21 protein-coding genes are annotated in these 24,940 nt (G+C 40.3%); 3 read left to right on the forward strand and 18 right to left on the reverse strand.

What is annotated here, in order from left to right; genetic code table 11:
* Window positions 1-84 precede the first annotated feature (84 nt).
* Window positions 85-1,134 carry a LacI family DNA-binding transcriptional regulator gene (locus tag LC455_RS23280; RefSeq protein ID WP_223594480.1) on the reverse strand — a complete coding sequence of 350 codons (1,050 nt, stop codon included), beginning with the start codon at window positions 1,132-1,134 and terminating at the stop codon, window positions 85-87.
* 241 nt (window positions 1,135-1,375) lie between these two features.
* Between LC455_RS23280 and LC455_RS23285 the strand changes: the two genes are divergently transcribed.
* Entirely contained in the window at window positions 1,376-3,136 is a 1,761-nt protein-coding gene (locus LC455_RS23285) for a DUF4185 domain-containing protein (RefSeq protein WP_223594482.1), read from the forward strand.
* A 47-nt stretch (window positions 3,137-3,183) separates the two neighbouring features.
* On the opposite strand, the gene LC455_RS23290 is transcribed toward LC455_RS23285, so the two are convergent.
* From LC455_RS23290 to LC455_RS23360, 15 genes are all read right to left on the reverse strand, one after another.
* Entirely contained in the window at window positions 3,184-4,275 is a 1,092-nt protein-coding gene (locus tag LC455_RS23290; protein WP_223594483.1) for a glycoside hydrolase family 172 protein, read from the reverse strand.
* Window positions 4,276-4,321: 46 nt separating this feature from the next.
* Window positions 4,322-5,398 (reverse strand): glycoside hydrolase family 172 protein, encoded by a 1,077-nt coding sequence (locus LC455_RS23295; RefSeq protein ID WP_223594485.1) that lies wholly within the window; start codon window positions 5,396-5,398, stop codon window positions 4,322-4,324.
* 22 nt (window positions 5,399-5,420) lie between these two features.
* Window positions 5,421-6,599 (reverse strand): DUF4185 domain-containing protein, encoded by a 1,179-nt coding sequence (locus LC455_RS23300; protein WP_223594487.1) that lies wholly within the window; start codon window positions 6,597-6,599, stop codon window positions 5,421-5,423.
* Between the two features lie 209 nt (window positions 6,600-6,808).
* Complete coding sequence (locus tag LC455_RS23305; protein ID WP_223594489.1) at window positions 6,809-7,615, reverse strand: carbohydrate ABC transporter permease; 807 nt, start codon at window positions 7,613-7,615, stop codon at window positions 6,809-6,811.
* 16 nt (window positions 7,616-7,631) lie between these two features.
* Window positions 7,632-8,516, reverse strand: coding sequence for a carbohydrate ABC transporter permease (locus LC455_RS23310; protein WP_223594491.1), 885 nt, complete (start codon window positions 8,514-8,516; stop codon window positions 7,632-7,634).
* Window positions 8,517-8,600: 84 nt separating this feature from the next.
* Entirely contained in the window at window positions 8,601-9,878 is a 1,278-nt protein-coding gene (locus LC455_RS23315) for an ABC transporter substrate-binding protein (RefSeq protein ID WP_223594493.1), read from the reverse strand.
* Between the two features lie 123 nt (window positions 9,879-10,001).
* Window positions 10,002-10,943 (reverse strand): ribokinase, encoded by a 942-nt coding sequence (gene rbsK, locus LC455_RS23320; protein WP_223594494.1) that lies wholly within the window; start codon window positions 10,941-10,943, stop codon window positions 10,002-10,004.
* A gap of 21 nt (window positions 10,944-10,964) precedes the next feature.
* Window positions 10,965-11,555, reverse strand: a complete 591-nt coding sequence (locus tag LC455_RS23325) for a KpsF/GutQ family sugar-phosphate isomerase (RefSeq protein WP_223594495.1) — start codon at window positions 11,553-11,555, stop codon at window positions 10,965-10,967.
* A 300-nt stretch (window positions 11,556-11,855) separates the two neighbouring features.
* Window positions 11,856-12,851, reverse strand: a complete 996-nt coding sequence (locus tag LC455_RS23330) for a LacI family DNA-binding transcriptional regulator (protein WP_223594496.1) — start codon at window positions 12,849-12,851, stop codon at window positions 11,856-11,858.
* Between the two features lie 92 nt (window positions 12,852-12,943).
* Entirely contained in the window at window positions 12,944-14,236 is a 1,293-nt protein-coding gene (locus LC455_RS23335; RefSeq protein ID WP_223594497.1) for an ABC transporter substrate-binding protein, read from the reverse strand.
* Window positions 14,237-14,380: 144 nt separating this feature from the next.
* Window positions 14,381-15,241 (reverse strand): 6-phosphofructokinase, encoded by an 861-nt coding sequence (locus LC455_RS23340; protein WP_223594498.1) that lies wholly within the window; start codon window positions 15,239-15,241, stop codon window positions 14,381-14,383.
* Between the two features lie 120 nt (window positions 15,242-15,361).
* On the reverse strand, window positions 15,362-16,981 hold the full coding sequence (locus LC455_RS23345; RefSeq protein ID WP_223594499.1) for a M20/M25/M40 family metallo-hydrolase: 1,620 nt from the start codon (window positions 16,979-16,981) through the stop codon (window positions 15,362-15,364).
* A 37-nt stretch (window positions 16,982-17,018) separates the two neighbouring features.
* A complete protein-coding gene (locus LC455_RS23350; protein ID WP_223594593.1) occupies window positions 17,019-18,419 on the reverse strand; it encodes an amino acid permease in 1,401 nt (466 codons plus the stop codon).
* A 270-nt stretch (window positions 18,420-18,689) separates the two neighbouring features.
* A complete protein-coding gene (locus LC455_RS23355; RefSeq protein WP_223594504.1) occupies window positions 18,690-19,451 on the reverse strand; it encodes a dimethylarginine dimethylaminohydrolase family protein in 762 nt (253 codons plus the stop codon).
* A gap of 18 nt (window positions 19,452-19,469) precedes the next feature.
* Window positions 19,470-20,336 (reverse strand): dimethylarginine dimethylaminohydrolase family protein, encoded by an 867-nt coding sequence (locus LC455_RS23360; RefSeq protein WP_223594506.1) that lies wholly within the window; start codon window positions 20,334-20,336, stop codon window positions 19,470-19,472.
* 147 nt (window positions 20,337-20,483) lie between these two features.
* Here LC455_RS23360 and LC455_RS23365 point away from each other — a divergent pair, with 147 nt between their 5' ends.
* Window positions 20,484-21,227, forward strand: a complete 744-nt coding sequence (locus LC455_RS23365) for an IclR family transcriptional regulator (RefSeq protein WP_223594595.1) — start codon at window positions 20,484-20,486, stop codon at window positions 21,225-21,227.
* A 23-nt stretch (window positions 21,228-21,250) separates the two neighbouring features.
* On the opposite strand, the gene LC455_RS23370 is transcribed toward LC455_RS23365, so the two are convergent.
* Both LC455_RS23370 and LC455_RS23375 read right to left on the reverse strand, forming a co-directional pair.
* Window positions 21,251-21,904, reverse strand: a complete 654-nt coding sequence (locus tag LC455_RS23370) for a DUF4352 domain-containing protein (RefSeq protein ID WP_223594508.1) — start codon at window positions 21,902-21,904, stop codon at window positions 21,251-21,253.
* Window positions 21,905-21,988: 84 nt separating this feature from the next.
* The gene (locus LC455_RS23375; RefSeq protein ID WP_223594597.1) at window positions 21,989-23,338 is read right to left on the reverse strand and encodes an alkaline phosphatase; all 1,350 of its coding nucleotides are present in this window, start codon (window positions 23,336-23,338) and stop codon (window positions 21,989-21,991) included.
* A 351-nt stretch (window positions 23,339-23,689) separates the two neighbouring features.
* Between LC455_RS23375 and LC455_RS23380 the strand changes: the two genes are divergently transcribed.
* A complete protein-coding gene (locus tag LC455_RS23380; RefSeq protein WP_223594510.1) occupies window positions 23,690-24,898 on the forward strand; it encodes an MFS transporter in 1,209 nt (402 codons plus the stop codon).
* Window positions 24,899-24,940 lie beyond the last annotated feature (42 nt).

Consider the following 24,940-nt stretch of genomic DNA (forward strand, 5'->3'; position numbering starts at 1 on the left):
GTTTTATTTACGAATCGAGCACAAAAAGCAAATTCACCAACCATTTAAAATGAAAAGACTGCCCCATAAGGACAGCCCTGATATCTATTTTGTCGATTCCCTAATTATTAATGTTGGTTCCAGTTGTATCTTTACTTTTTCCGTTAAAGGAATTCTGCCTTCGATTTTATTTATTATTATTTCACATGCTTTTCTTCCCATTTCTTCGATTGGAGTAGAAATGGTTGTTAGGGGAGGGTCGATTATTGAACCTAAATATACGCCTTCAAACCCGCCAATAGAAATATCCTCTGGGATGGAGAGCTTCAATTTTTTTACGATAATATAAACAAAGGAAGCGGTGATATCATTACATACAAATAAGGCGGTCGGGCGATTGGTTTGTTCTAAACAAGCTATTAATTCCGGATTTTCAGCGCAAATAGAATCAGAATTAGTCTGATTATAGTTTGCCAAGTGAAAGGGTACAAACAAACTCTCATCTATAGGCAGCCCGTTATCCTTTAACGCCTGCAGGTACCCCCTTTTTCGATTAACGACTTCTGAGGAAGATTCAAGGTAATCATCATAAACGAAAGCGATTTTCTTATGTCCTAAATCAATTAAGTGTTTCGTCATGGAATAGCCGCCTCGAAAATCATCACAAACAACATAATCCGCCTCAAGCTCTTCAAAGTATTTCGTATAAAATACAAAGGGAATATTCGTTTTTTGTAGTTGTTTATAGGTTTCCACTTCATTGCAATGAAAGGCTAAAAAGCCATCCACCATCATATTTTTATAACGATCAATAAGCGACTTCTCTACTTTGCTATCACATTCAGATGGACCAATGGAAACAGTATACCCCCGTTCCATTGCATATGGTATGGCACCCTTAATAAATTGATTTTGATAGTCATCATGCAATAAACCGCCTATTAATAGACCGATTGTATGGGAACGCCCTGAATTTAATCCCTGTGCCATTCGATTCGGAATATAACCTAAATCGGCAGCGATTTCTTTTATTTTATTGGACGTAGCCTTACTGATGGAGGGATCATCTCTTAAGGCTAAAGATACCGTCATTTTAGATACTCCGGCAACCCTTGCAATGTCTTCTAATTTCACACGCTTATTAATGGAACTCACTCCCAGACCCTTAATGGTAAAAACATTGTATTATATCTAGTTTTTATTGACAATGAAATCAGCAGTTTTTGTCATATGATAATTTTTTAAAAATTTAGAATTCCATTGAAAACACTACCAATCTATTATAAAATAAAAGTGTACTTTACCGTTAAAGTAAAACTCTATTTAATGCGAGTTTTATTTTTTTACATTTTTATTTTACCGGTAAAGCAAACAATAAATAAGGGGTGTTTAAGGTTTGAAGGCTAAATGGAAAGGTGCATCTGTTTTAGTTACCAGTGCAGTTTTATTAGGATCTTCGTTCTACAATATTTCACCGCTAGATGCCATTGCAGGAATCACCGGAAAAATTGATCAGCAATATGGGAAAGACAAGCTAAACAATGATAAACCTTACCCAAATGCTAGAAAAAGCAATCAAAAGGATACTATTGTAACACCTGAAGAGAGTACCTTTTTCTCAACTGTTTCAATAGAAGAAAGCGCTACCTATAAAACGGCAAGTGATGGGGATTTATGGCCGACTGCCTGGTCAGATGATGATAACTTATATGCGGCAAATGGCGATGGTAAAGGGTTTAATTTAGGGGGTCCATGGGCAGATATTGTTGTGAACAAAATCACCGGCGGACACCCTGCTACAAAGAACATAACAGGAGCAAGACTTTCAAGCGGGGATCAAGTAGGTTCCGTTTGGAATGACCCCAATGAATATAACCGGAAGCCAACAGGAATGGTTTCAGTGGACGGTAATTTATATCTCGCTGTTCAGGATCTGAATAAAGGCGGCGGCTGGCGTGCCTTCAATGATGCTCCATCTGCTACTATCTTAAAGTCTACCGATAAAGGAAAAACATGGACATGGGATAAGGAAAAGCCGATGTTTGACGATTATATTTTCACTACCATTATGTTTTTGGATTACGGAAAAGATAGTGAAAACAATTCAGATGGATATGTGTATGCATATGGCTTAGATTACAATTGGCGTGATTCCTTCATCGATTCTGTACCAGATCCAACCGGCCTTTACCTTGCGAGAGTACCGAAAGACAGTATTCAAGATCGCTCTAAATGGGAGTTTTATTCCGGAGACTTAAAGGGCGAGGCGAAGTGGACGAAAAATATTAAGCAGAAGAAACCAGTATTACAGGATGAAAGAAGAGTTTATAGCAATACCCTATTTGCAACGAATCCTGACAATTCCACTGTTTTATCGCAAGGAAGTGTGGTTTATAACAAACCTTTGAACCGCTATATTTATACTTCTTGGACAGAATTCACATTCGAGTTCTATGAATCTCCTACCCCTTACGGTCCATGGAAGAGATTTTTAACGAAGGACTTTGGTGTTTATCCTTGGTTTGATAATCATAACGGCGGATATGGCGCTGTCATTCCGTCAAAATATATTAGTGATGATGGTAAAGAAATGTGGATGAACTCTAATACATTTATGGGGGCGGCTCAAGTCTATAATCTTGCCTTCAGAAAATTAAAAGTGACACCATATGTAAAAACAGAGCCAACCAATGAAAGCAGTGATAACAACTTAGCGCTCCCAACCAATTCAAAAGATGTAACACCAGTTTCAAAGTACAGCGCACATGGTTCCAAACTAAACATTTTAAATGATGGCATCAAAGCGAATCAAACGGAAGATGATTGGAACGGTGAAAGAAAGCAGGAAGACTGGTGGGGCTACACTTGGTCTCGAGCCTACAACATGAACAAAGTCGTTTATACAACTGGTAATATGTACCCCGATGGCGGCTGGTTTAATAATATCAAGGTTCAAGTAAGGCAGAATTTCAAATGGGTAGATGTTGAAAACCTGCAAGGCACTCCAGCCTATCCTAACAACAATAGTGCTGGCAAAAACCAATCCTATACCTTTACTTTTGATAAGACCTGGGGAGATGGTGTAAGAATTATTGGTACTCCAGGTGGCGGCGCAACGTTTACTTCCATTGGCGAGTTAGAAGTTTACTATAAATAATAGAAAAATCCCACCAACATTTTATGCTGGCGGGATTTTTTTATGAATTAATAATCAAAGCACTTCTTCATATCATCTTCATTAAACCCTAGAATATCGGCCAGAGGCAGTCTTTTAGCAACCGGAAGAATGATTGGATGATCCTTGTGCGGCTCAGTCTGATACCAATAGGCCGTGCTGGAGTAGTCATCACTACGATTATTATTGTGGCCATGCTCGATTGTGACCTTTATGGACTTATCAAACATAATCGGATCTTGAATATGGAAGCGGTAGTAAGAGACTTTGCCTGACCAGTTTGGCCCTCCTCCTAAAATAATTCCATGATATGGTGAATGGTATTCTTGTGTTGGGCACCAAGCAGTATTAAAATAATCTTCCATCCCTGTGCCATGCAGTGAAGGCGGCCAAGGCTCTCCATCAATGAAAATCATGTCATCGCCTTCACCATACCAGTTCCATTCTCTTGTCATCCTTAGGTTATGAATATTTAAATTACAGCCAACATAATGACCCTTACCCTCTGCTTCAAAGAAAACGTAGTTTCCATCACCTGTGGTATTTTTACCGCCAAATTCAAACAAAGCATTCGAGATATTATCTTCGATTCCATCTGTCAATTCTCTTTTCCAAAGAGCATGGAAACGCAGTGGGCTGTCAATTTCTTCGTCATAGATTTCATGATCGATGTAGTAGTAAAATTTAATCGGTGCATCAGCATTAGACTCGATCTCAATGCGTGCAGATTTTCCAAACGGCATTGGGAAGAAACAGTTTAACGATCTTCCATCCTCTGGACTCATCGCCAAAGGGGCAGAGCTGAAATTTCTTGTAATTCCGTGACCCATTCCAAAAAAGTCGCCAATTGGCGCTTGAACGCTAGGATTGGTTTCGCCGTCCCAATACATTCTGATGACAACCTTGCGATGTAAAAATTCCTCCAGCTTATCTTCCAAAGGAGCCATCGTCATCCAAATATGGGTGATACAGCCGGATCCTGTCAAATTGCAAACATCCACGACATCGCCAGGATATACTTTTAAATAATCGCGATTGCCTCCAGTTGTGTCATAGCTCGAAGCACGCTTGCTTTTCCCTTTTCTTTGTTTGTATAGATCTCTTAATGAAGTTCCAATCATAAACAATTCCTCCGTAAAAAGATTAATTGACTAGTATACCGCTAACTTATATTACTTCGAGTTCATCCTTCCCAGGAATCTGTGGAAATAGATTGTGCGGTTCTGCCTGATACCAGTAGGCGACAGAAGCAATATCATCCTGCAATGGTAAATATCTTCCTTCAGAACGCCACCCTAATGCCTGGATGGTTACTTTTAAATCTTGTTCAAACCGGATTGGATCCATGACATGCCAACGATACATCCCAAATCTTTGCTGACTGCGATATAAACCATCTGGCTTAATGACTTGATGCATGCCTAAATATGCTGTGGAATAAGTGCCATATTCACCCTTTGGCTGCTCCCAGTTCCAGGCCCCGCCAAAGTAATCCTCTGTTCCCGTTCCGCAAATTGTCGGGAATTCCTGATCCCCATCGAGGTAAAATTTAATTTCACCCTCTCCCCACCAGCCACAGCTGTTAACCTGCCAGGCGATATAGGTACCAACATAATGACCATGACCCTTCACGCCATCAATGATGATATGAACATCCTTGTATGAAACCGGATTGCTTCTATTCCACTGAGCATGAAAATAGGCTGCATCTTCAGGCACTTCCGTTAAAGCATAGTTAACTTGATAATAAAGAATAACATCGTCGTTTGAAATATTCTCCACTGTAATCTTAGCGGACTTACGGAATGGCATTTCCCAATAACTGTTCATTCCTCCAGCAGGGTTTACGGCAATTGGCAAGGAATTAACGTTGCTGCGCTCACACCAGCCATTGCAAAAGAAATCACCAATCGGCACTTCAACAGAAGGGTTTTCCTCCCCATCCCAATACATTCGAAAGATAAGATTTCGCCAGGCATCAGGATGACAGGTTAGCCAAATATGCTGGATGACTCCAGGTTCATTAATTTCCGCCATTGTAAAGGTGGAGAGCTTTTGGACATTAACGGAAGGAGAGACTTTCCAGCCCAAACCCAAATCTCTAGCACAGGCGGCACCCGTACCCTCCGTAGCCATTCCTCCTTTTCCTTTTTCTCCAGTAAAATTTTCAGGGCTAATCGAACGAGTTTTTGCCTTTGATAAGCGGGATAGAGACCCTAATCCCATACCAAAACCATTAAACATTATAGGTTCCTCCAATAAATATTTATTTTGGTTCAACCACTAATTTTCTTAGTGAAAAATTGTAGTTATTCACACCACCCATGAAGGTATTCGATTGAACATACATCGTTTTTCCATTTGAGCTGATAAATTTGGAAGGAATCGTCGCGGCATAACCGCCGTTATGGGTATTTGACCAAGGATATTCCCCAAAGTCCTTTGACATAAATAACTTCCATGGCCCCCAAGGATGGGCCGCCTCATAAAATTCAAAGGTATACTCCGTCCAAGAGGTATAAAGAAAGCGGTTAAGGGGTTCATTATAAACCACACTGCCTTGAGATAGGACCGTTAAGTGATTGGGCTCTGACGAAGAATCCCGAAAAAGGACTCTATCATCCTGTAAAACTGGGACTCTCTTTTTTATATCACTAGTCCAAATTGGTGAATCCTCTTTAAATCCTGAATAAAATTCCCATGAAGAACGATCTAATATACTCGCTTTGGGCACCCTCGCTAAATAAAGCTTATCAGGGTCCTTCACCCGATTATTGAAGGAGTCCCTCCAATTGTAGTCCAGACCATAGGCATAAACATAATCATCCGGTGCATTTTCATAGTCTTTTCCATAATCAAGAAACATGATGGTGGTAAAAATATGATCATCAAACATTGGTGCCTTTTTGTCCCATGTCCATGTTTTCCCCTTATCTGTTGATTTAACAATGGTAGCCGCTGGAACATCATTAAAATCTTTATTCAGGTCTTGAACAGCGAGATAAAGATTGCCATCTACACAGGCCATTCCTGTAGGCTTTCGATTATAAGCTGCAGGATTATTCCAAATTTGACTGATTTGATCGCCGCTAGAAACCGTCTCACCCGATAGCTTTCCGGGGTCTCCGCTTATTTTACTAATGGCAATATCCTTTATTAGATAGCTGCCAGGGTTTGGAGGGGTGTTTGCAAGGTTGGGCGGCTCGACAGTAAATCCATCACCATCGCCATTCGCTGCGTAAAGATGATCATCATCAGACCAGCAGGATGCCCATAAATCTCCTTGGCTTTGCGTGTTAATGGTATAGGATTCTTCTATTATGGCCGTCTTGAAAAATTTACTTTTTTCAATTTTAACCGCACTCTCTTTTTGATCACGAAGTAAAAAAGTAAAAATGAATCCGATAACAATAATGGATACAATGGCCAGCCATCTTTTTTTCATTTGAACTCTCACCACGCTCATAAGAAAGATCCTTATAACTATCCTTCATTTAAAACTAAAGATAATCAAAGGATCTCGGTTCGCTTAAACTTGGTTGTTGATTTGCGCTCCTGGCGCTTCGCGCACCTTAGGGCGTGCCGAGGAGTCTTCGCGACTTCCTCTCCAATCAACAATGTTAAAATATCAACAAATGCCTTTAAACCAGCAATTTACTTAATACCAGTTGTTTTAATTCCATCAACCAAATATTTTTGCATGGAGAAGAAGACGATAAAGGTCGGTATTGCACTCATTAATGCCGCAGCGAGCACAATGCTCCATGATGTTTCATAACCGCCTCCGACGATGTTCGCCAAGGCAACCTGTACCACCCAAAGCTCTTCCTTTTGGTTAATAATCAATGGCCATAAGTAATTGTTCCAGTTCGCTGTAAAGAATCCGATTGTCAGCGGGATAATCATTGGTTTCGATAATGGGAGGACTAGCCGAAAGAAAGTGCCCGTAATCGATAAGCCTTCCATATAAGCTGCTTCTTCCAGTTCTTTCGGAAAATCTTGATAAAACTGTTTGAATAAGAAGATTCCATAGGCATTGAAGATCATCGGGATAATTAACCCGCCATAGGAATTAGCCAGTCCTAAATTTTTTGTCACCATGTAGAGTGGAATCATGATGACGGTAAAAGGAACCATTAGTGTACTGATCATCCATCCAAACACGATATTTTTACCTGGAAAGTTTAAACGGGCTAATGCATATCCGCTCATGGAGTGGAAAAGCATCGCTACAACCGTTACGGTGATGGAAATAATTAAAGAGTTCCAAATAGCTCGCAAGATATTGGTTTCCAATACAGCCTTAAAATTGTCGAGTGTTAAATTTGCTAAGTTAAAATTAAGCTTAAATACATCTTCCGGAGTTCTAAATGAACTTAATACCAAGAAAACGATAGGAAGAATCATTAGAATTCCACAAGCGAGTGTAAATACAGTTAAAGACTTCTTAGTTTTCCCCACGCTGCTTGTGCACCTCCTAATCCTTTTTCGCATACAATCTTAGTTGCGCAAGTGATAGAACAAAAATAATTAAGAATAATACAACAGCTAATGCTGATGCATAGCCCATATTTAAGAATTCGAATGCCTGCTTGTATATATAAAGAACACTCACCATCGTAGAATTGGCAGGTCCTCCCTTTGTCATAACCATGATTTGGTCAAATACTTGGAACGAACCAATCGTTGTAACGACCAAAATAAACACACTAGTGGGGCGCAATAGCGGGAGCGTAATATGCCAAAAAGCTTTCCAGCCTGTTGCACCGTCAATAGAAGCTGCTTCATAATAATCGCCCGGGATTTCTTTAATAGCAGCCAAGAAAATCATCATATTGTATCCAAGGTTTATCCAGAGAATAACGATAATAACGGAAACCAGCGCTTGACTGGTTGATCCCAAAAATTGTTGGTGCGGAAGGCCAAATAGATCAAGGAATTGGTTAATGAAACCGTTTCGTGGATCATATAAGAACATCCAAATTACCGCTGAAATAACAGACGTTATCGCGAAAGGCAATAAAAACATCGTTCTTGCAATACCTACAAACTTTTGCTTTATGCTGTTCATAATTACCGCTAAAAATAGCGATCCTGCAAAGAGCATTGGTACATAAATGATCGTGAAAATAAATGTTTTATATACCGAATTCCACCAATCTTTATCTGATGCCAGCCTTTTATAATTATCAAAACCGATAAAAACTTTCGGGCTTAATGCATTCCAATCGTGAAGACTAACATAGAACGCATACACCATCGGTACAAATATAAATACGGTCAATCCCAGTAAATTGGGGAGTAGGAAACCATATGCCGTCAATGCTTCATTTCTTTTACTTCTTAAACCCTTTAGCTTCATCGAATTGTCCTCCTCGTCTTTATCGAGGTATTAAGATTGTAAGTCCGAGAGACTTATAGAAAGCCGCTCGGACTTACGCAAAATTTACTTCTTCTTTAGAGCCTCTTCAATTTTCTTCTCTGCTTCTTTCGCAGCATCTGCACCTTTGACTTTACCGAACATTACCTTTTGCATGGCTTCACCAACAGCGTCTACAACCTCTGGGCCGTAACGTGGTTCTGGAATAGCAGAATCATAGATTTCATCTGTAAATACTTTACGTAAGCCTTTGTCGTAGATGGCTTTCCCCTCTTCAATAACGGATTGTCTTGGAGAATAAGCAAACTTAACTTCAGTAGCCCATTTCAATGGACGAGATTTATCTTCAGCAAAGCACCACATGATAAATTTAGCGGCTTCTTCTACATTCTTACTTTTTGAATTAACGGCCATCTTCCAGCCGCCAGCGTCTGTTGCAGCTTTTCCGCCATCTGGAGTCGGAATTGGCGCAAGTCCAATATCAGTATCTTTAAATTGGTTTTCAAGCACAGGAATCGCCCATGTACCTACAATGGTCATCGCAGCAGTACCAGTTCCGATATTTGCTGCATCCCATGGTCCGTACTGTAATTTAGACGGTGCTGAACCATTTTGGAAGAAAGATCCCCAATAATCTAACGCTTTTACAACTTCTGGAGAATTAAAGGTAGATTTTGTTCCATCCTCGCTTAATACATTACCACCTTGCTGCCATAAGAAAGGATACCAAATGAAGTTTAGGTATGGTCCTTTATCGGTAGGAAGAACTAGACCAGCCACTTTATCAGTTGTTAACTTTTTAGCAGCAGCTTGTAATTCATCCCAAGTTTTAGGTACTTCAACCCCTTTATCGGCTAACATCTTTTTATTGTAATATAAACCTAATAATTCTAGTTCATAAGGAAGGGCAAGGACTTTGTCCTTATACGTTACAGCATCGATGGCTGCAGGAAGGAAATCCTCCTTTGCACCTTTAGGAAAATATGGATTTAAATCAGCCATTATCCCTGATTGCGCATACTTTGTGAAGTCCCCAGGGCTTACCATGAAAATGTCTGGTCCTTCTTCGTTCGCAAACGCTACTGGTAATTTTGTGGTTGTGTAATCACTTTGGTTAAACGCTGTGTACTCAATCTTCACTTTGTCTTTATGTGCGGCGTTGTATTCCTTGACTAAGTCTTGGAAGAATTTCTTTTCAGCTTCGGAGTGGAAATCCCAAAATTTAAGTGTCACAACACCATCTTTTTTTCCATCTCCTGAAGATGATTTTGAACTGCTGCAGCCTGCCTGAACAACTAGCAATAACACGATACTAAAAATCAAAAACGACTTCCAGAATTTCATATCAGTTGCCCCCTCTTTAATTACATTTTAATAGATTTCTGCAAACGTTTACAGGCTAATTATGTTTTTTGTCGAAATTCCCTCCTTTCAATTGGTCTGATAACATTCAATCAATTAATCTACTTAATTATTATTTTTCACTGAGTCATCAACATGATGTCTCAGGAATTCTACTACCTCTGATCTCCTTGGGAGTGATGGAATGGCTCCTTCTCTTGTTACCGTAATGGCGCCAACTGCATTGGCATATTCAACAGCATCCCTCAGCGGCCTTCCATTGATGATCCCTACCGCAAGGGCTCCATTAAAGGAATCCCCTGCTGCTACCGTGTCCACGGGCTTTACCTTTAAACTTGGTACATGGATGCTTCCTGCCGGATTAACAATTAATGCTCCTTTTTCTGCCAGTGTGATAATTACATTTTGGACTCCCTTTTCCACTAGGACCTTTCCTGCGGCTTCTGCATCTTCAAGAGTAAGAACCTTTATGCCCGTTAGTAATTCCACCTCAGACTCATTTGGAGTTAAGTACGTTACATTTCTTAGTAATTCATCACTTAACCTTCGGGCCGGTGCCGGGTTAAGTATAACTGGCACTTGAACCTCGGCAGCATAGGCAACAGCTTGTTCAATCATGTTAATATTCATTTCAAGCTGAACCATTAATAGCTCCGAACTTTGAATAAGGCTTTTAATACTGTCCAGTTCGCTAGAATAGTAGTGTAAATTGGCACCTGGAACGACTACTATACGATTATTTCCATTTCCCTCCAGAGTTATCGATCCAACTCCAGTCGGATATTGAGTGTCGCGCAAAATATTCGCTGTATCAATTCCTTCATTCTTTAACGTTGTAAGAAATTCATCCCCGAATGGATCAGAACCAACTTTTCCAACCATTGTCACATCTGCTCCAAGCCTTGCTGCAGCCACAGCTTGATTAGCCCCTTTTCCACCTGGAAATTTGGCAAAGCTCGAACCAATGACGGTCTCTCCGCTATGCGGAAAACGTTCTGTCCGAACGACTAAATCCATCATGAAACTTCCGATCACTAAAATCCCCATATTTTTCTCCATCCTTTAAGATTATTGACTCGATAATTTTTTCCCTAAGCTGCCACCGGGATGGTATAAATGAAAATCTTCTTTTTTGAAATTTTTTGACATAGACAGTGCAACGGCAAGCGCATCGCCAATGACAAGGGTAACGGTTGAGCTAGTTGTAGGCGCTAACCCCAAATGGTCGGCTTCCGAAGTATATTGATAGTTCAGGGCAACATCACAGAATTGTGAAAGTGACGAATCAGTTCTAGAAGTAATGGCGATCGTTTTACAGCCAATTTTCAGCAGCGATGGAAGGAGGCCTAATACCTCGGATGTTTCACCGCTATTTGATATTAGGATGACAACATCTTCCTTTTGAATCATCCCCAAATCGCCGTGCAATCCTTCTGTACTATGAACGAAAAATGCCGGTGTTCCCGTGCTGGCTAGAGAGGCGGCCATCTTTTTTCCAATATGACCGGATTTCCCCACTCCGCTGACAATCACCTTTCCCTTACACTCTGCTAATAACGCCAATGCTTCGGTAAAACTCGGTCCAATTTGCTCGGACAATGCTTTTATCGAAGCGGCCTCTACCTCTATGACTCTTTTTATTTCATTTAATAGATCCATACTCTGGCTCCTCTCAATATTTTGTCAGATTATCAGATAATGTGTAATCGTTTACACATAACTTAAAAAATTTTTCCTCGAACTAAAGGAAAGATAAATACTTTAATCGACAAATTGTGTAATCGTTTACACATCAATCAAAAAAATATACACAGGTTCATTCAAATGTATTCCAAAAGACCTGTAATCGTTTACACATTCATCTTATAAAAATTTTTTAAAAATTTCAATACTTTTTTATAAATTTTTGCACATTCAAATTTTCGAGGCTGACTCAGAGGCGATAAATCGCCTCCGAATTTAGCACCCATTATTAAAAATTGGCGTTATCGTCTCGAACACTGATGTTTCATCGTTATTTACCAACCTATCCAGTAAAATCTCGCCTACTCGAACTCCCATTTCATAAGGAGATTGTTTAATACTAATGATTTTCGGCTTCTGGATAAGCTGCTCTGCGTCATTTTCACCATAGGAGGCAATAATGAGATCTTCAAAGTTGGCAATCCCTCGCTCTGCTAGCTTTAGAAGAACGCCAAATGTCATAACGTTATTACACGACAGGATGGCTGTTGGCATTTCTGGCAAGCTTAAAAAATATTCAGCGGCTTTAAATCCACCTTCTGTAGTGAATTCCCCATCATAAATAAACTCAGGTTGAATTGATACCCCATATTCTGCCATGGCCTTATTGAACCCTTCGAAACGTTCATAACCGGTACTTACCTCTTGAGAACCATTTACTAATCCAATTCGCGTATGCCCATTCTGAAGTAAATAGGCTGTTAGTTGGTATGCCCCTTGAACGTTATCCTCTACAACATAATCTAGGTCTAAATCATTTTTTATCTTTCTGTCTACTAAAATAATCGGTACACCTGTACTTTTTATTTTTCTGATTGTTTCTTCATTGCCGCCGGATGTAGCTATAGCGATCGCATCTACACGCTTTTCAAATAAGACCTGGAGCATTTTTCTCTCTTTTTGAGGATTTTCATCTCCGCTTGCGAAAATTAAATTATATCCTTTCGGCAGAACAACATCTTCTATGCCTCTGGATATTTTCATAAAGAAAGGGTTAGAAATATCCGGGATCACAATCCCGATGGTATTCGTCTGATGTTTTTTTAAACTTCTTGCGATGGCATTGGGACGATAATTCAATTTTTTTGCTGCTGCTAGTACCCGCTCTTTCACTTCTGGGCTTGCATACCCGCTATTGTTTAATACTCGGGATACAGTTGCTATGGATATATTTAATTCTTTTGCGATGTCTTTAATTGTGGTATTACTCAAAATATCTCACTTCCAATTTGTGTTCCATGTGTAATCGTTTACAGTTATTTTAACAAAAAAATGTTAATACTTTCAATTCTTATTTCATACTTTTACTTACTATCAAGTACTTGCTGAATTTTTTCATCAGCAATTTTCGCTGCTTCCTTACCGCTCATTTTACCAAACATGACATTTTGTAATGCTTTTCCAATAGCATCCACAATTTCTGGACCATATTGCGGTTCAGGTGTTGCCGTATTGTAAATTTCGTCTGTAAAGATCTTTCGTAACCCTGTCTGGTAGTAATCTTTCCCTTCTTCTATTACGGATTTTCTTGCAGGATAGGCCGATTTTGTTTTTGCCCATTTCAATGGACGGGATGTGTCCTCGGCAAATGCCCACATAATAAAGTCTGCGGCTTCCTTAACATGCTCGCTTTTAGCATTTACTGCTAGTTTCCACCCGCCGCCATCCGAAGCGTGTTTTCCCCCATTTGGTATTGGGATGGGAACTAAACCTGCTTCAAAATCCGGAAATTTGTCTTCCAAGGCAGCAATCGACCATGTACCGCTAATTTGCATCGCTGCTGATCCAGTCGCGATATTATCAATATCACCTGCACCATATTGTAATTTAGAAGGAGAATAACCTTTTTGGAAAAATGATCCCCAATAATCTAAGGCTTTCACATTTTCTGGTGAATTAAAGGTGGATTTGGTGCCGTCCTCATTTAATACACTGCCTCCCTGCTGCCATTGGAAAGGGTACCAGATGAAATTTAAGTAAGGGCCGATATCCGTTGGCAGAACAAGGCCGGCAACCTTATCAGTTGTAAGTTTACGGGCAGCATCTGACAACTCTTCCCAAGTTTCTGGAACCTTTACATTAGCATCTTTGAGCATTTTCTTATTGTAATACAAACCTAATAATTCTAACTCGAATGGCAGCGCAAGGATTTTGTCCTTATAGGTAACTGCCTCTATAGTTGAAGGAAGGAAATCATCAATGGCACCCTTTGGAAAATATGGTGTTAAATCTGCCATAATTCCTGCATCTGCATATTTTTTAAAGTCGCCTGCACTTGTCATAAAAATATCCGGGCCTTCATTATTTGCAAAAGCGACAGGTAATTTTGTATTAGAGTAATCATTGGCATTACCCGCAGATGAGTACTTAATTTTCACTTTATCTTGACTAGCGTTATATTCATCCACTAGTTCTTTAAATAATTTTTGATGAATAGGATACTGGAAGTCGGTAAATTGTAGAGTGACAACTTTTTTAGATTTAGCTGAGGATTCTGATTTAGATACATTAGCAGAGTTGGATGAACAGCCAGCGATCATAATAATGAGCACTAGTGCCAAATTAATTACAGCCACTATTTTTTTATTCCATTTCATATTTTCTCCTCCTTTTATTTTTCATATTTATATCAACGACTATGGTCCCGCAATCCTCATTCATTATCACCTCCTTAAATGTGTAAACGTTTACACATTCTTTTAAAAAAAATAGTTACTACGTGATCGTTATTCAATCGTTTTCTATTTAACAAATTTTATTTCGTTCTTTCGTTCAAGCTGGACTTTTTCCATGGATTTTCCGGATAATGTCCACTGTGCCATTTTTTCAGCTAATTCAAATGCAAAGATTCGATCACTAGCAGTGGGCTTTCCTCCGATGCATTGAGCTTCTTCAATCATGACTGTACGGAAATCTAAATTTCTCCCGGCTGAAATATGTTTTTTTACTTTCTCTTCTTCCACCGTCTCATTGACTAGTAAAAGAGCATAGCTTTTTCCCTCATGATATTTCTCTTCCAGATTCTGTGTTATCCTCTGAAGTTCGGATTCTGTTTCTTCTTCAATTAGTTCGCATTGAAGGGCAGCAGCCGTAAATTTGAGGAAAACCCCCGCTTTTTTCCCTGGAATTTTTATTAGAAACAGTCTCTTATTTGGAAACAACAATGAACCTGCTGTATCCTCTACTTTATAAATATTGTTAACTACTTCATTTAACGCGCTATCAAACCCTAGATGATATATATTTGGATTTTGCTCATTAAAAAGATTTATTGGCACCATCAAGATTTTGCAAGTAGAATTTATCCTTAGACCATCAATGTTGATTGTCTCTTCCTCATTATAAAAAACTATTAAAATATCGCATTTTTCAGCCAAATTTGCCTGATGGCACTTCCAATTGGCAAGGGAAATCGAAGGAAGCCTATTTCCTTTTTCTCCGTCATTTAAGGGCAGGAATACTAACTTTTCTCCGGTTGTTTGAATTCCGGTTATATGCTTGTGATTCATTTTTTGTAGAAGGCAGACTAATTGATTAATCACAACATTAACCACTTGTGGAATCGTCCCTATTTTTACAATTCCTATCATTTTATTTTCCATATAAAACTCCAAAAATAATATTTTACACCCGCGATGTGTAATCGTTTACACATTTAAATATATTACTTTTTCCATTTTATTTCAATACTTTTTAAAAAAACTGATTCCACTTTATGTGAATCAGTTTTTTTGTTTCATCTTCATAATCATTTGGATCATAGCTTCAACTAGTGCAGGTACTTCCTCAAAAGCGCTTTTCATATGGAGACGTTCCGTACGTTTATGTGCGTCTTTTCCAAGGGGGCCGACATTTAAAACCGGGGCTTGGAGCTGGGCCATCTCTGTGAATGGGATGCTGTAGCTGCTGCCCCATACTGGGGTGTTTGCTTGGAAAGTAGTCCATCCTTCACCTTCATCCCGATAATTCACATAGCTTAAATCGCTGATACCATTGAAATAATGGATTTGTTTTACCGGCAAATCAAATTTTGCGAGCCCTTCCTTCTTTACGTAATCTACACATTGTTTCACGAGTTCATCCTCCGATGAATTGACCGCAGGATAATAAGGGGGTGCAAAAAGCAGGACAATGGCCGGTGCAAGTTCCTGGCACTGGATCATCAATGTATCGGCAATTCGGAAGGATTTTTCCCGGTCATCCCAATCTGGGTTTGCATGAATGCCAGCCTTAATTGCCTCGACTACTTTTTCCCCAAACTTTTGGGTGGCATGCTTTAATAAATCTTCGTAACGTAATACACGCACGCTTCCAACTGGCTCTGCAGATAGTTCTTGGCAGACTCGCTTATATGCTGCGTTACAGGCATCAGTGGCATCTTTGGCGACCTTTTCAAAAATCCTCATGATCTCATCGGCATTCCGCTTCATTAAAAACACATTATATAAAGCTGATGCCCGGTAAGGTGTTTGCACTGAATATTCCAGTTTTAAATCCTTTTGCTGAAGCGTGACAGGAAGAGGAGTAGTTTCACCCATTTCCCTTTCTTGCAGCATTGGATTCCATTCCATTCGCTGCGTTAAAAAAGAGGCGATATACGGCGCTGTAATGCCGCTAAGCGGTTCTCCAACATGCGTCTCTTTCCCATAAAATAGTGCGGACGGCATGATTTTGCCGATTGAACCTGAGTAAACATAATAATTTTTATCACCCGGTTCTTGCGTAAATACTGGCTCCCCATTCAGGAATAGTTTATATGTTAGCTGATGCTCATCCTTTAATTCCAAAAGCTTAGTCACTGCTGCACGCATTCCTGACGAATTGACCTCCTCGTCCGGTACGGTCAACAGAAGAAGATTAATCTGCCACTCCTCGGCCGCGGCTTTTTCAATCAAGCCCATATGCATAACAAGACCCATTTTCATGTCCATCGTGCCTCTTCCGAATAGATACTCTCCTGATTGAAGATCGTTCCTTGCATCCTCCGGCAGCTCATTTTTTCTGGTCAGAAGTAGCTGGGTTAATTCTTCTGGCTGATAGGCGTATTCCTCAAGATCCCCATACTCTTCTGTATTCACGGTATCAAAGTGACTAATAAGGACGATGGTTTCCTTTGCACTTGGGTGCTTGTATAATGCCGTTAAAAACCTCCGGCCTAAGTCGGCATCATGAAGCTCTAAATAATTAGGGTTCTCTCGAAAATAGGTTACTTCTGCGAGCTTTGCTTGTACTTTTGAAGGAAATTCTCGTTCTCCCTCCGTTAATGTCATGCTTTTCCAACTCACTACTTCACATAGGAGCTTTCGAAGCGCATCCGGCGCCCCCCATCTAAGTTGTTCCATTATATTAATACCCCTTTAAATTTTGTAATAGTGTTAGTTAAAGGCCTGTTTTTATGTTCACTTCGGTGTTTTTCTTATTCTTAAAGTGGTAGAAAATGAAACAGACCACCAAAAATCCTAACCCTGCCAGTAAACCGACTAGCTGTGTTGGGTCGAAGGCCAGGAATATTAGGATTGACACGCAGAATACAATACAAACTATTGGGATAAATGGATAAAACGGTACCTTGTATTGTAAATCCTCTAATTTACCGCCTGCACGCAAATATTTCTTTCGAAACATCAATTGGGAAAGAGCGATCCCAATCCACGAAATGGTCACCGATATACCTGCAATCGACATTAATAATACAAACACCGTGTCTGCAGCAATTACGCTTGTTAACAAGGACAAAAGCGAAAATATCATTGTAAACACCAGGGCTGTGAAAGGAACTTTACGTTTTGACAGCTTTCCAAATACCTTCGGTGCCATTCCATCATGCGCCATCGCCCACAGCAGGCGTGTCGATGCATAAATACAAGAGTTCCCAACCGAAAGAATGGCTGTCAGGATGACAAAATTCATAATATCTGGTGCGAATGGAATGCCCGCTAAGTCCATCAGGGTGACGAATGGACTTTCCAATAATCCTAATTCCTTATTTGGAAAAATCGCTGATAAAATAACAATTGAAGCTAAATAAAAGACGATAATCCTAAACAGGACGTTCCGAATCGCACGTGGGATATTCTTTTGCGGATCCTCGCTTTCACCTGCTGCAATCCCAATCAATTCCGACCCTTGATAGGAAAAAATAACGTTCATCATGGTCACAAAGAGAATGACAAAACCCGCTGGAAACAATCCTGATGGAGCCAAGTTCTCTAAAAAGGGAGCCGGACGGTCTTCCAATGGAATAATCCCAAAAATCGCGCCAAAACCAATAATGATAAAGAAAATGACAGCTACTACTTTAATACCCGCAAACCAATATTCCGCCTCTGCAAATCCCTTCGTCGTCAGGGCATTGAGCACGAATAACAATGCAATAAAAACAGCACACCACACCCAGACCGAAATGTCTGGGAACCACCGTTTCATCAATATTCCTGCAGCGGTGAATTCTACACCTGCCGTAGTCGCGGATCCAATGAAATACATCCATCCGAGCGAAAATCCAGCAGATGGACTAATGAACTTACTGGCATATGTTTGAAATGACCCAGTTACTGGCATATGGACCGCGAGTTCCCCTAGGCACACCATGACAAGGTATAAAATGATTCCTCCAAATAAATACCCGATTAATGCACCGCCCGCACCTGCCTGGTTGATGGTATAACCAGCGTTTAAAAACAACCCCGTTCCAATGACTCCCCCTAACGAAAGCATAAACAAATGCCTGCGTTTCATGGATCGATTTAATTGATTTTGCGGTTCCCCTTGTTCGACCATACCTCTTTCACCCCTTGTATTATACTTGCCTGTTGATTTCCACTCCAGGCGCTTCGCTTTCCGCGGGCGGTTCGGGGAGCCTCCTCGGCGCTTCAGCGCCTGCGGGGTCTCCCCTGTCCCGTACTCCCGCAGGACATTGAATTTCATCCTCGAATCCGCCCACGCACGTAGGAAATGCGATAGCATTTTCGAGGAGTCTCGCGCCATCCGTTCCAATCAACGCGGGCACATGATCAAAAATGTTTAACACAGCCAAAACCTAAAATCCTCTTAAAAGCGCAGCGACAAGCAGCTTAATCCTCCATCTAGCTTACGGAATTCTGACATATCTAGCTCTATCGTTTGATAGCCCGCATCGTTAATCTTTTGCTTTGTAATTGGGTATCCGGCAGGGATGATGACATAATCGTTTACTCGAATACAGTTTGCCGCGTATTCCTCTTCCGGTGGGACAATAATTTTTGTATATCCATTGAAATCTGGATGGTCGATGAATTCGCCTGCCACGACAACGGTTTGATTTCCTAAATAAGAGATTCCTGTTTTTAAATGAAAGAACTTTTCCAGCGGAACAATCGTTGCCTTATAGTTTTCTAATTCTAAAATCGTTTTTAATTGTTCGGCCCCCTCCTGATTCGTCCGCGTTGAAATTCCGATATAGAAATGGTCTTCAATTTGAAGAATATCCCCTCCTTCAAGTGTTCCAGGCGCTTTAATATAATAAATATTTTCATAGAAGGATTTGATAGAGGGTTCCATTGCATGGATTTCTCCATTCCTTGTTGGTGCTCCGGGATTGGAAATGACTGCGAATCTAGGTGTCAAAACGGCGGTGTCCTCAACGAAGGTAGAATCCGGGAAATCCGCGTGACTCTGAAGGACTGTTACCTCTGTTCCGCATTTTTTCAAAGCTTCAATATAGGCTTCGTGCTGCTCTAGAGCTTTTTCTAGTAAAGGTGTTCCTAAATCGGCTGTGGTTATGCCGTTGATGTAGTTCTCTCCAGGTACTCTGACAATTGTGTTATTAAACATGATTATTTCCCCCTTTTATTAATTACGAACCACTGGACATGTTAGACATGTCGGCCCGCCCGTTCCTAAATAAGAAATTTCATTGCCTTCATATTCGTAAACCGTTGCCCCGGCCTCTACTAATTTTCCCTTTGTGTAAGGGTTTCCAGAAACCATCAAACAAACACGCGGTGCTAACGCAAGAACATTGCAGGCAAGCCGGTGATATTCCTCATGGGGCACTTCAATGAGCTGAAAGCCGCGTTTGATGAGCAGCTGTCGTAAAAAGACCGGCATCAACCGAGAATAAACAACAGCCAAATTGTCGTCGACAATACTTATAAATGACATGAGATGAAGACACTCTTCTTCCCCTTGATCATGAGGGAGCTGAACCACGATACATTCATCGACTATATCCCTAGTCATTTCCTTGATTTGTTCAATTGCTTCATCATTCGTTCGATAGCCGCGCCCAATTAATAATGTGCGATCATCGAGCCAAACAAGGTCCCCCCCGTCTGCTGTCGCCTCTCCCGTGAGTTCTCCAAGAATTGGAATATCCTTTTCTAGCAAAAATTTTTTATAGGCTTCGGCCTCAGGCTGACGTAATTTTTTCCCTGATTTTAAAATAATCGCGCCCTTTTTCGTAAATTTAACGGGATCATGGGCATAAAGCGAATCTAAACCAACACCTTCTGAAGCAGGTAAATATTCAATGTTTTCCACATGATTGTTCATAATCTCTAGAAATTGTTCATATTCCCGCTCTGCCTTGGTAAAATCAGGTTCACTGATATAATTGAATCTCTTCCATTCCTTATTTAAATGCTCCTGATTAAGAAAAGCGTCTTTGGGATGCTTGACGATTACTCGGTTAAGCTTTTTATGCATTGATGCTAGCATGAATTTTTATTTCCCCCTTTCATTTTTCCGCATAGTGGAATATAATTCTTATTAACGGAAAACTTATATTTATGATATTAATGCAGCTGGTTTTGCATGTCAATATATTTAGAATTGACTGAAAAATTATTTTTAGGGGTTGAAGTGATGCAAACAATTGATCGAGCCATGCAAGTAATTAAAGTTCTTGCCGGAAATGACACGAAGCGCTGGTATTCCATTACTGATTTATCTAAGGAATGCGAGCTCCCGGTCAGCACGATGCATCGTTTGTTACATTCGATGATGCAGCACGGATTAATTCAACAGGAAGCCGAAACAAAACTGTATTCAATGGGCAATGCCTGGTTGGAGTATGGCTTGCAGATGTATGATACCTTTGATTTTGTCGGGCTTATCCGCCCTGAAATGGAGGCATTGATGCACGAGTGCGAGGAAAGTGTTTATTTTAGTAAACCCATTGGCCTGGAATCGTTAATCGTAGAAAGAATTGACTGCCCGCATAACCCGATTCGCATTTATGACCAACTGGGAATCCGCATTCCGATGAATATTGGGGCCGCCAATAAAGTCATGTTAGCCCATATGCCCAAAAATGAGGCTGTAAAGATCATTAAAAAGCTGGGACCTATCGAAGAAGACAAAGCGGACTTTTTAAATTTATTGAACAAAATTCATAGCAATGGATTTGCCGAAAGTCATGGTGAAAGAACGAAAGGCACTTCATCTGTCGCTGCCCCAATCTTTGACCATTCCAATGAATTGATAGGTGCCATCAGCATCGGGTATGTCAGCTTTAATGTAACAGAAGAAAGAGAAAACTTTTTAAGAAATAAAGTGATGGAATACGGCATGCGCATTTCTACTAAATTGGGAAGAAAAAGAAGTTAGTGGTTATCCACTAACTTCTTTTTTCATGAAATAGGAATTTGGATAGTTTGTGCTTCTTCAAGTCTTTCCTGTTTAACGTTATAGACATCGCTTGTTAAGACTTTTATCCAGTCAATCTTTTGGCTTTTTGTATCCTTTACAATAAAACCAAGGCTGCCACGTTTTACTTCATCCCCTTCTAAAACGCCATTGAGATGTTCGAGATACATATCCTGATTCCAGTCTGCCTTTACACCCGTATTGGTCTCAAATAGTGCAACAGGAGCAAATTGCCGTTTTTCTTTTGAAAGGTTTTTAATATCGACGCTTATTTTTATAAAGTCAAACTCTTCGGCTTCTGTTAACGGATGAAAATAGTCAATTAAACTGTAATCTGGGCGGTAATGAAGCAGCTTTACTTCCCTTATTGTGTACTCAATATCGCCAAAATGATAAGTCTTGTTTACCTGCTTCATTGCTTTTAGTGTGGCTTCCCCTTTTTCATCCGTAAAGGACTGGCCTGGTCTTTGCAAAGTGGAGTCATCCGTCACCTGAGGGCTGTTATAATAGGCGTCATGCTCCGCTTCTGAAATCTTTTTTTCATGGGGTTGTTCAGCTTTCGAATTAGATTGAATAGATGATAACGAACAGCCTGCGAGAAGAAAAACAAATGAAAAAATGAACATAATCTGTTTCACATTGACTCCTCCAATCGGGTAGAAAGGACCTTTTTGAAAAAGAATCCCGCCGCAAAGAGCTGCGGGATTTTTTATCATGAAAACTTACTTATCTTCGATTACAGTTTTTTTATTGCCTTTTTCAAGGAGGTCAAAAATGATTTTGGCATTATCGGTGTTGTCGATTTGACCTGCAAAGCGTTCGCTGGCAGGACCAAATGCATATACATTTACGTCCTCACCCGTGTGACCGCCAGTCGTCCAGCCTGTGAATGAACGGGTGTCAATGATTTGTTCAATGGCATTATCGATATCTACCACTCTTTTGAAATCAGCAGCATCTTTGACTGACTGAATTTCTTTATCGGTTAATGGAAGATCAAGATATTTGGTCAACGTTTCTTTCACATCGGAACCACCTGCGATTTGCTCAGCCATAAAATCCGGTGTGCGTTTCGCTGCCTTAATAGGAGCACTGAACCAGTTGTACTCGCCACGGGCACCAATGGAGTAACCGCCGGTAGAATGGTCGGCCGTTGCTACAACCAGCGTATGCCCGTCCTTTTTAGCGAAATCAATCGCTGCTTTGAATGCTTTTTCGAAGTCATCCATTTCACTCATGGCACCGACGATATCATTGTCATGTCCGGCCCAGTCAATTTGGCTTCCCTCCACCATCAAGAAGAAGCCTTTTTTATTTTGATTTAGACGTTCAATGGCCGCATTCGTCATATCAGCAAGCGAAGGCATTTCTTCTGTACGGTCAATCATTTTCGGCATGCCGCGCTTCGCAAAAAGCCCAAGCACCTGGTCATTGTTGTCCTTTTTCAATTCCTGAAGGTTTGAAACAGCGCTGTAGCCATCCTTTTGGAATTCCTCAACAAGGTTACGGTCTTTGCGAATAAATAAATCTGAACCGCCGCCTAGAAGGACATCAATTTTGTGTTTTCCGTTAACCCTTTCATCAAAATAATCATCCGCTATCGCATTCATATTATTACGGTTTACATCATGCGAACCGAAGGATGCTGGCGTTGCGTGCGTGATTTCGGAAGTCGCGACTAGACCTGTTGCTTTTCCCTGTTCTTTCGCAGCTTCAAGTACTGTTTTCACTTCTGATTGATCATTGTCGACCGCTATGGCGGCATTGTAGGTTTTTACTCCCGCTGCCATTGCTGTCGCAGCCGATGCCGAGTCGGTTACATTCTGTTTTGGATCTTCTGGGTATGTAGTTTGCTGCCCGACGAGGTATTTATCTAACTCAGTAGGTTCAACGAATTTAGTAGCAGGATTATCCTTTAAATAACGGTAGGCTGACGTATAGGAAACACCCATTCCATCACCAATAAGAAAAATTACGTTTTTAATTTCAGCATTGGTGTTTACTGGTTTATTTGTTTGCGCCTTCACAGCGTTTGTACCTTCAAAACCCGCAAATGCTAAAGTTGAGACCATAGCTAATGGAAGAATCTTTTTAACTAGGTTTTTCTTAAACAATTTAATTTCCCCCTTAAAAATAGTTATCGTACGATTTTCATTATAGAGAGGTAGTTTTAAGACAATGTAAAGAATTGTAAACATCCGAAAATCAAAAAAGAGAATTATTAGGAATTTTACCCCAGTCCTTTTAAAAAAATTGATAAAACTTCTAATTTCTAGCGCCCTCTCCCCCTACTTATTACCTACTTTTCTTAATCATTTCTTTACAAAAAACGAACAATTGCTGTTTCTCATTTTTTTCTTTTAATATTTGAAATATTGTTGTATCTTTGATAGGAATGAATTAAATTTCGAAAGGCGAAACGTATGTGGAAAAACAGAAATGTATGGATTTTATTAACGGGAGAATTTATTGCTGGACTGGGTTTGTGGTTTGGCATAATTGGTAATTTGGAATTCATGCAGGACATGCTCCCCTCAGACTTCTTAAAATCACTCCTTCTAGCAGGTGGACTGCTTGCAGGAATTGCGGTTGGGCCATATGCCGGCAGACTTACCGATCATTCGAGTAAGAAAAGGGTCATGCTTATCGCTGGTTTTGTGAGGGCTGTCAGTGTAATCTTTATGCTCATTGCCATTGCAACTAAATCAATATGGTGGATGGCCATTTTTCTAGTTTTGCTTCAAATTTCAGCCGCTTTCTATTTTCCTGCCCTTCAAGCAGCCCTTCCAATGGTCGTTTCTGATAAGGAACTGCTCCGTTTAAATGGAGTTCATATGAATGTCTCGACTCTTTCCCGTATTATCGGAACAGGATTGGCCGGACTTTTGCTGGTCATCATGCCGCTATCAATGCTTTATGTGAGTTCTCTGGTTGCATATATCGGATTATTCATCCTTACTTGGTTCTTGGATATTGATGAAAGCAAGGGAATTCAGCAAGTTAAGAAAAGCACTTTAGAAAAGACCAGTTTTAAAGATGTTTTTCCGATTATAACAAATCTGCCAATTGTTTATATGACCCTCATCATGACACTGGTCCCCGTTTTGTTTCTCGGAGGATTTAATCTTATGGTGATTAATATCAGTGAAATTCAGGATAGTTCCGCCATTAAAGGGTGGATTTACACGGCGGAGGGTATCTCCTTTATGATTGGTGCTTTCTTCATCAAACAAATCAGTGACAGAATTACTCCCTATTTCATTCTGTTTGCTTGTTCATTTTTGATTGGGTTATCGGAGGTAATGCTCTATTTAGCAAACCTTCCGGTGGTAACAATTGCCGCCTTTGTGTTATTTGGATTTTCTGTCGGCTGTTTTTTCCCGACAACGGCCACTATCTTCCAAACAATGGTACCGAAGGATTTCCATGGACGATTCTTCTCTTTCCGAAACATGCTTGACCGAATTAGCTTCCAGATTGTTCTTCTTATTAGCGGATTTCTGTTAGATTTGATTGGTCTCCAGCTCATGTGTGTCCTTTTCGGAAGTCTATCGCTTATCATGACCGCTATCTTTTATTTAAGGCACCACCACATTCAACCCCCGACCCGCACAATAAAACAAGAAAAATAAAAAAAACGGCCCCATCCACTGTTTGTGATTGGGGCCGGTTTA

The organism is Neobacillus bataviensis (assembly GCF_019969725.1).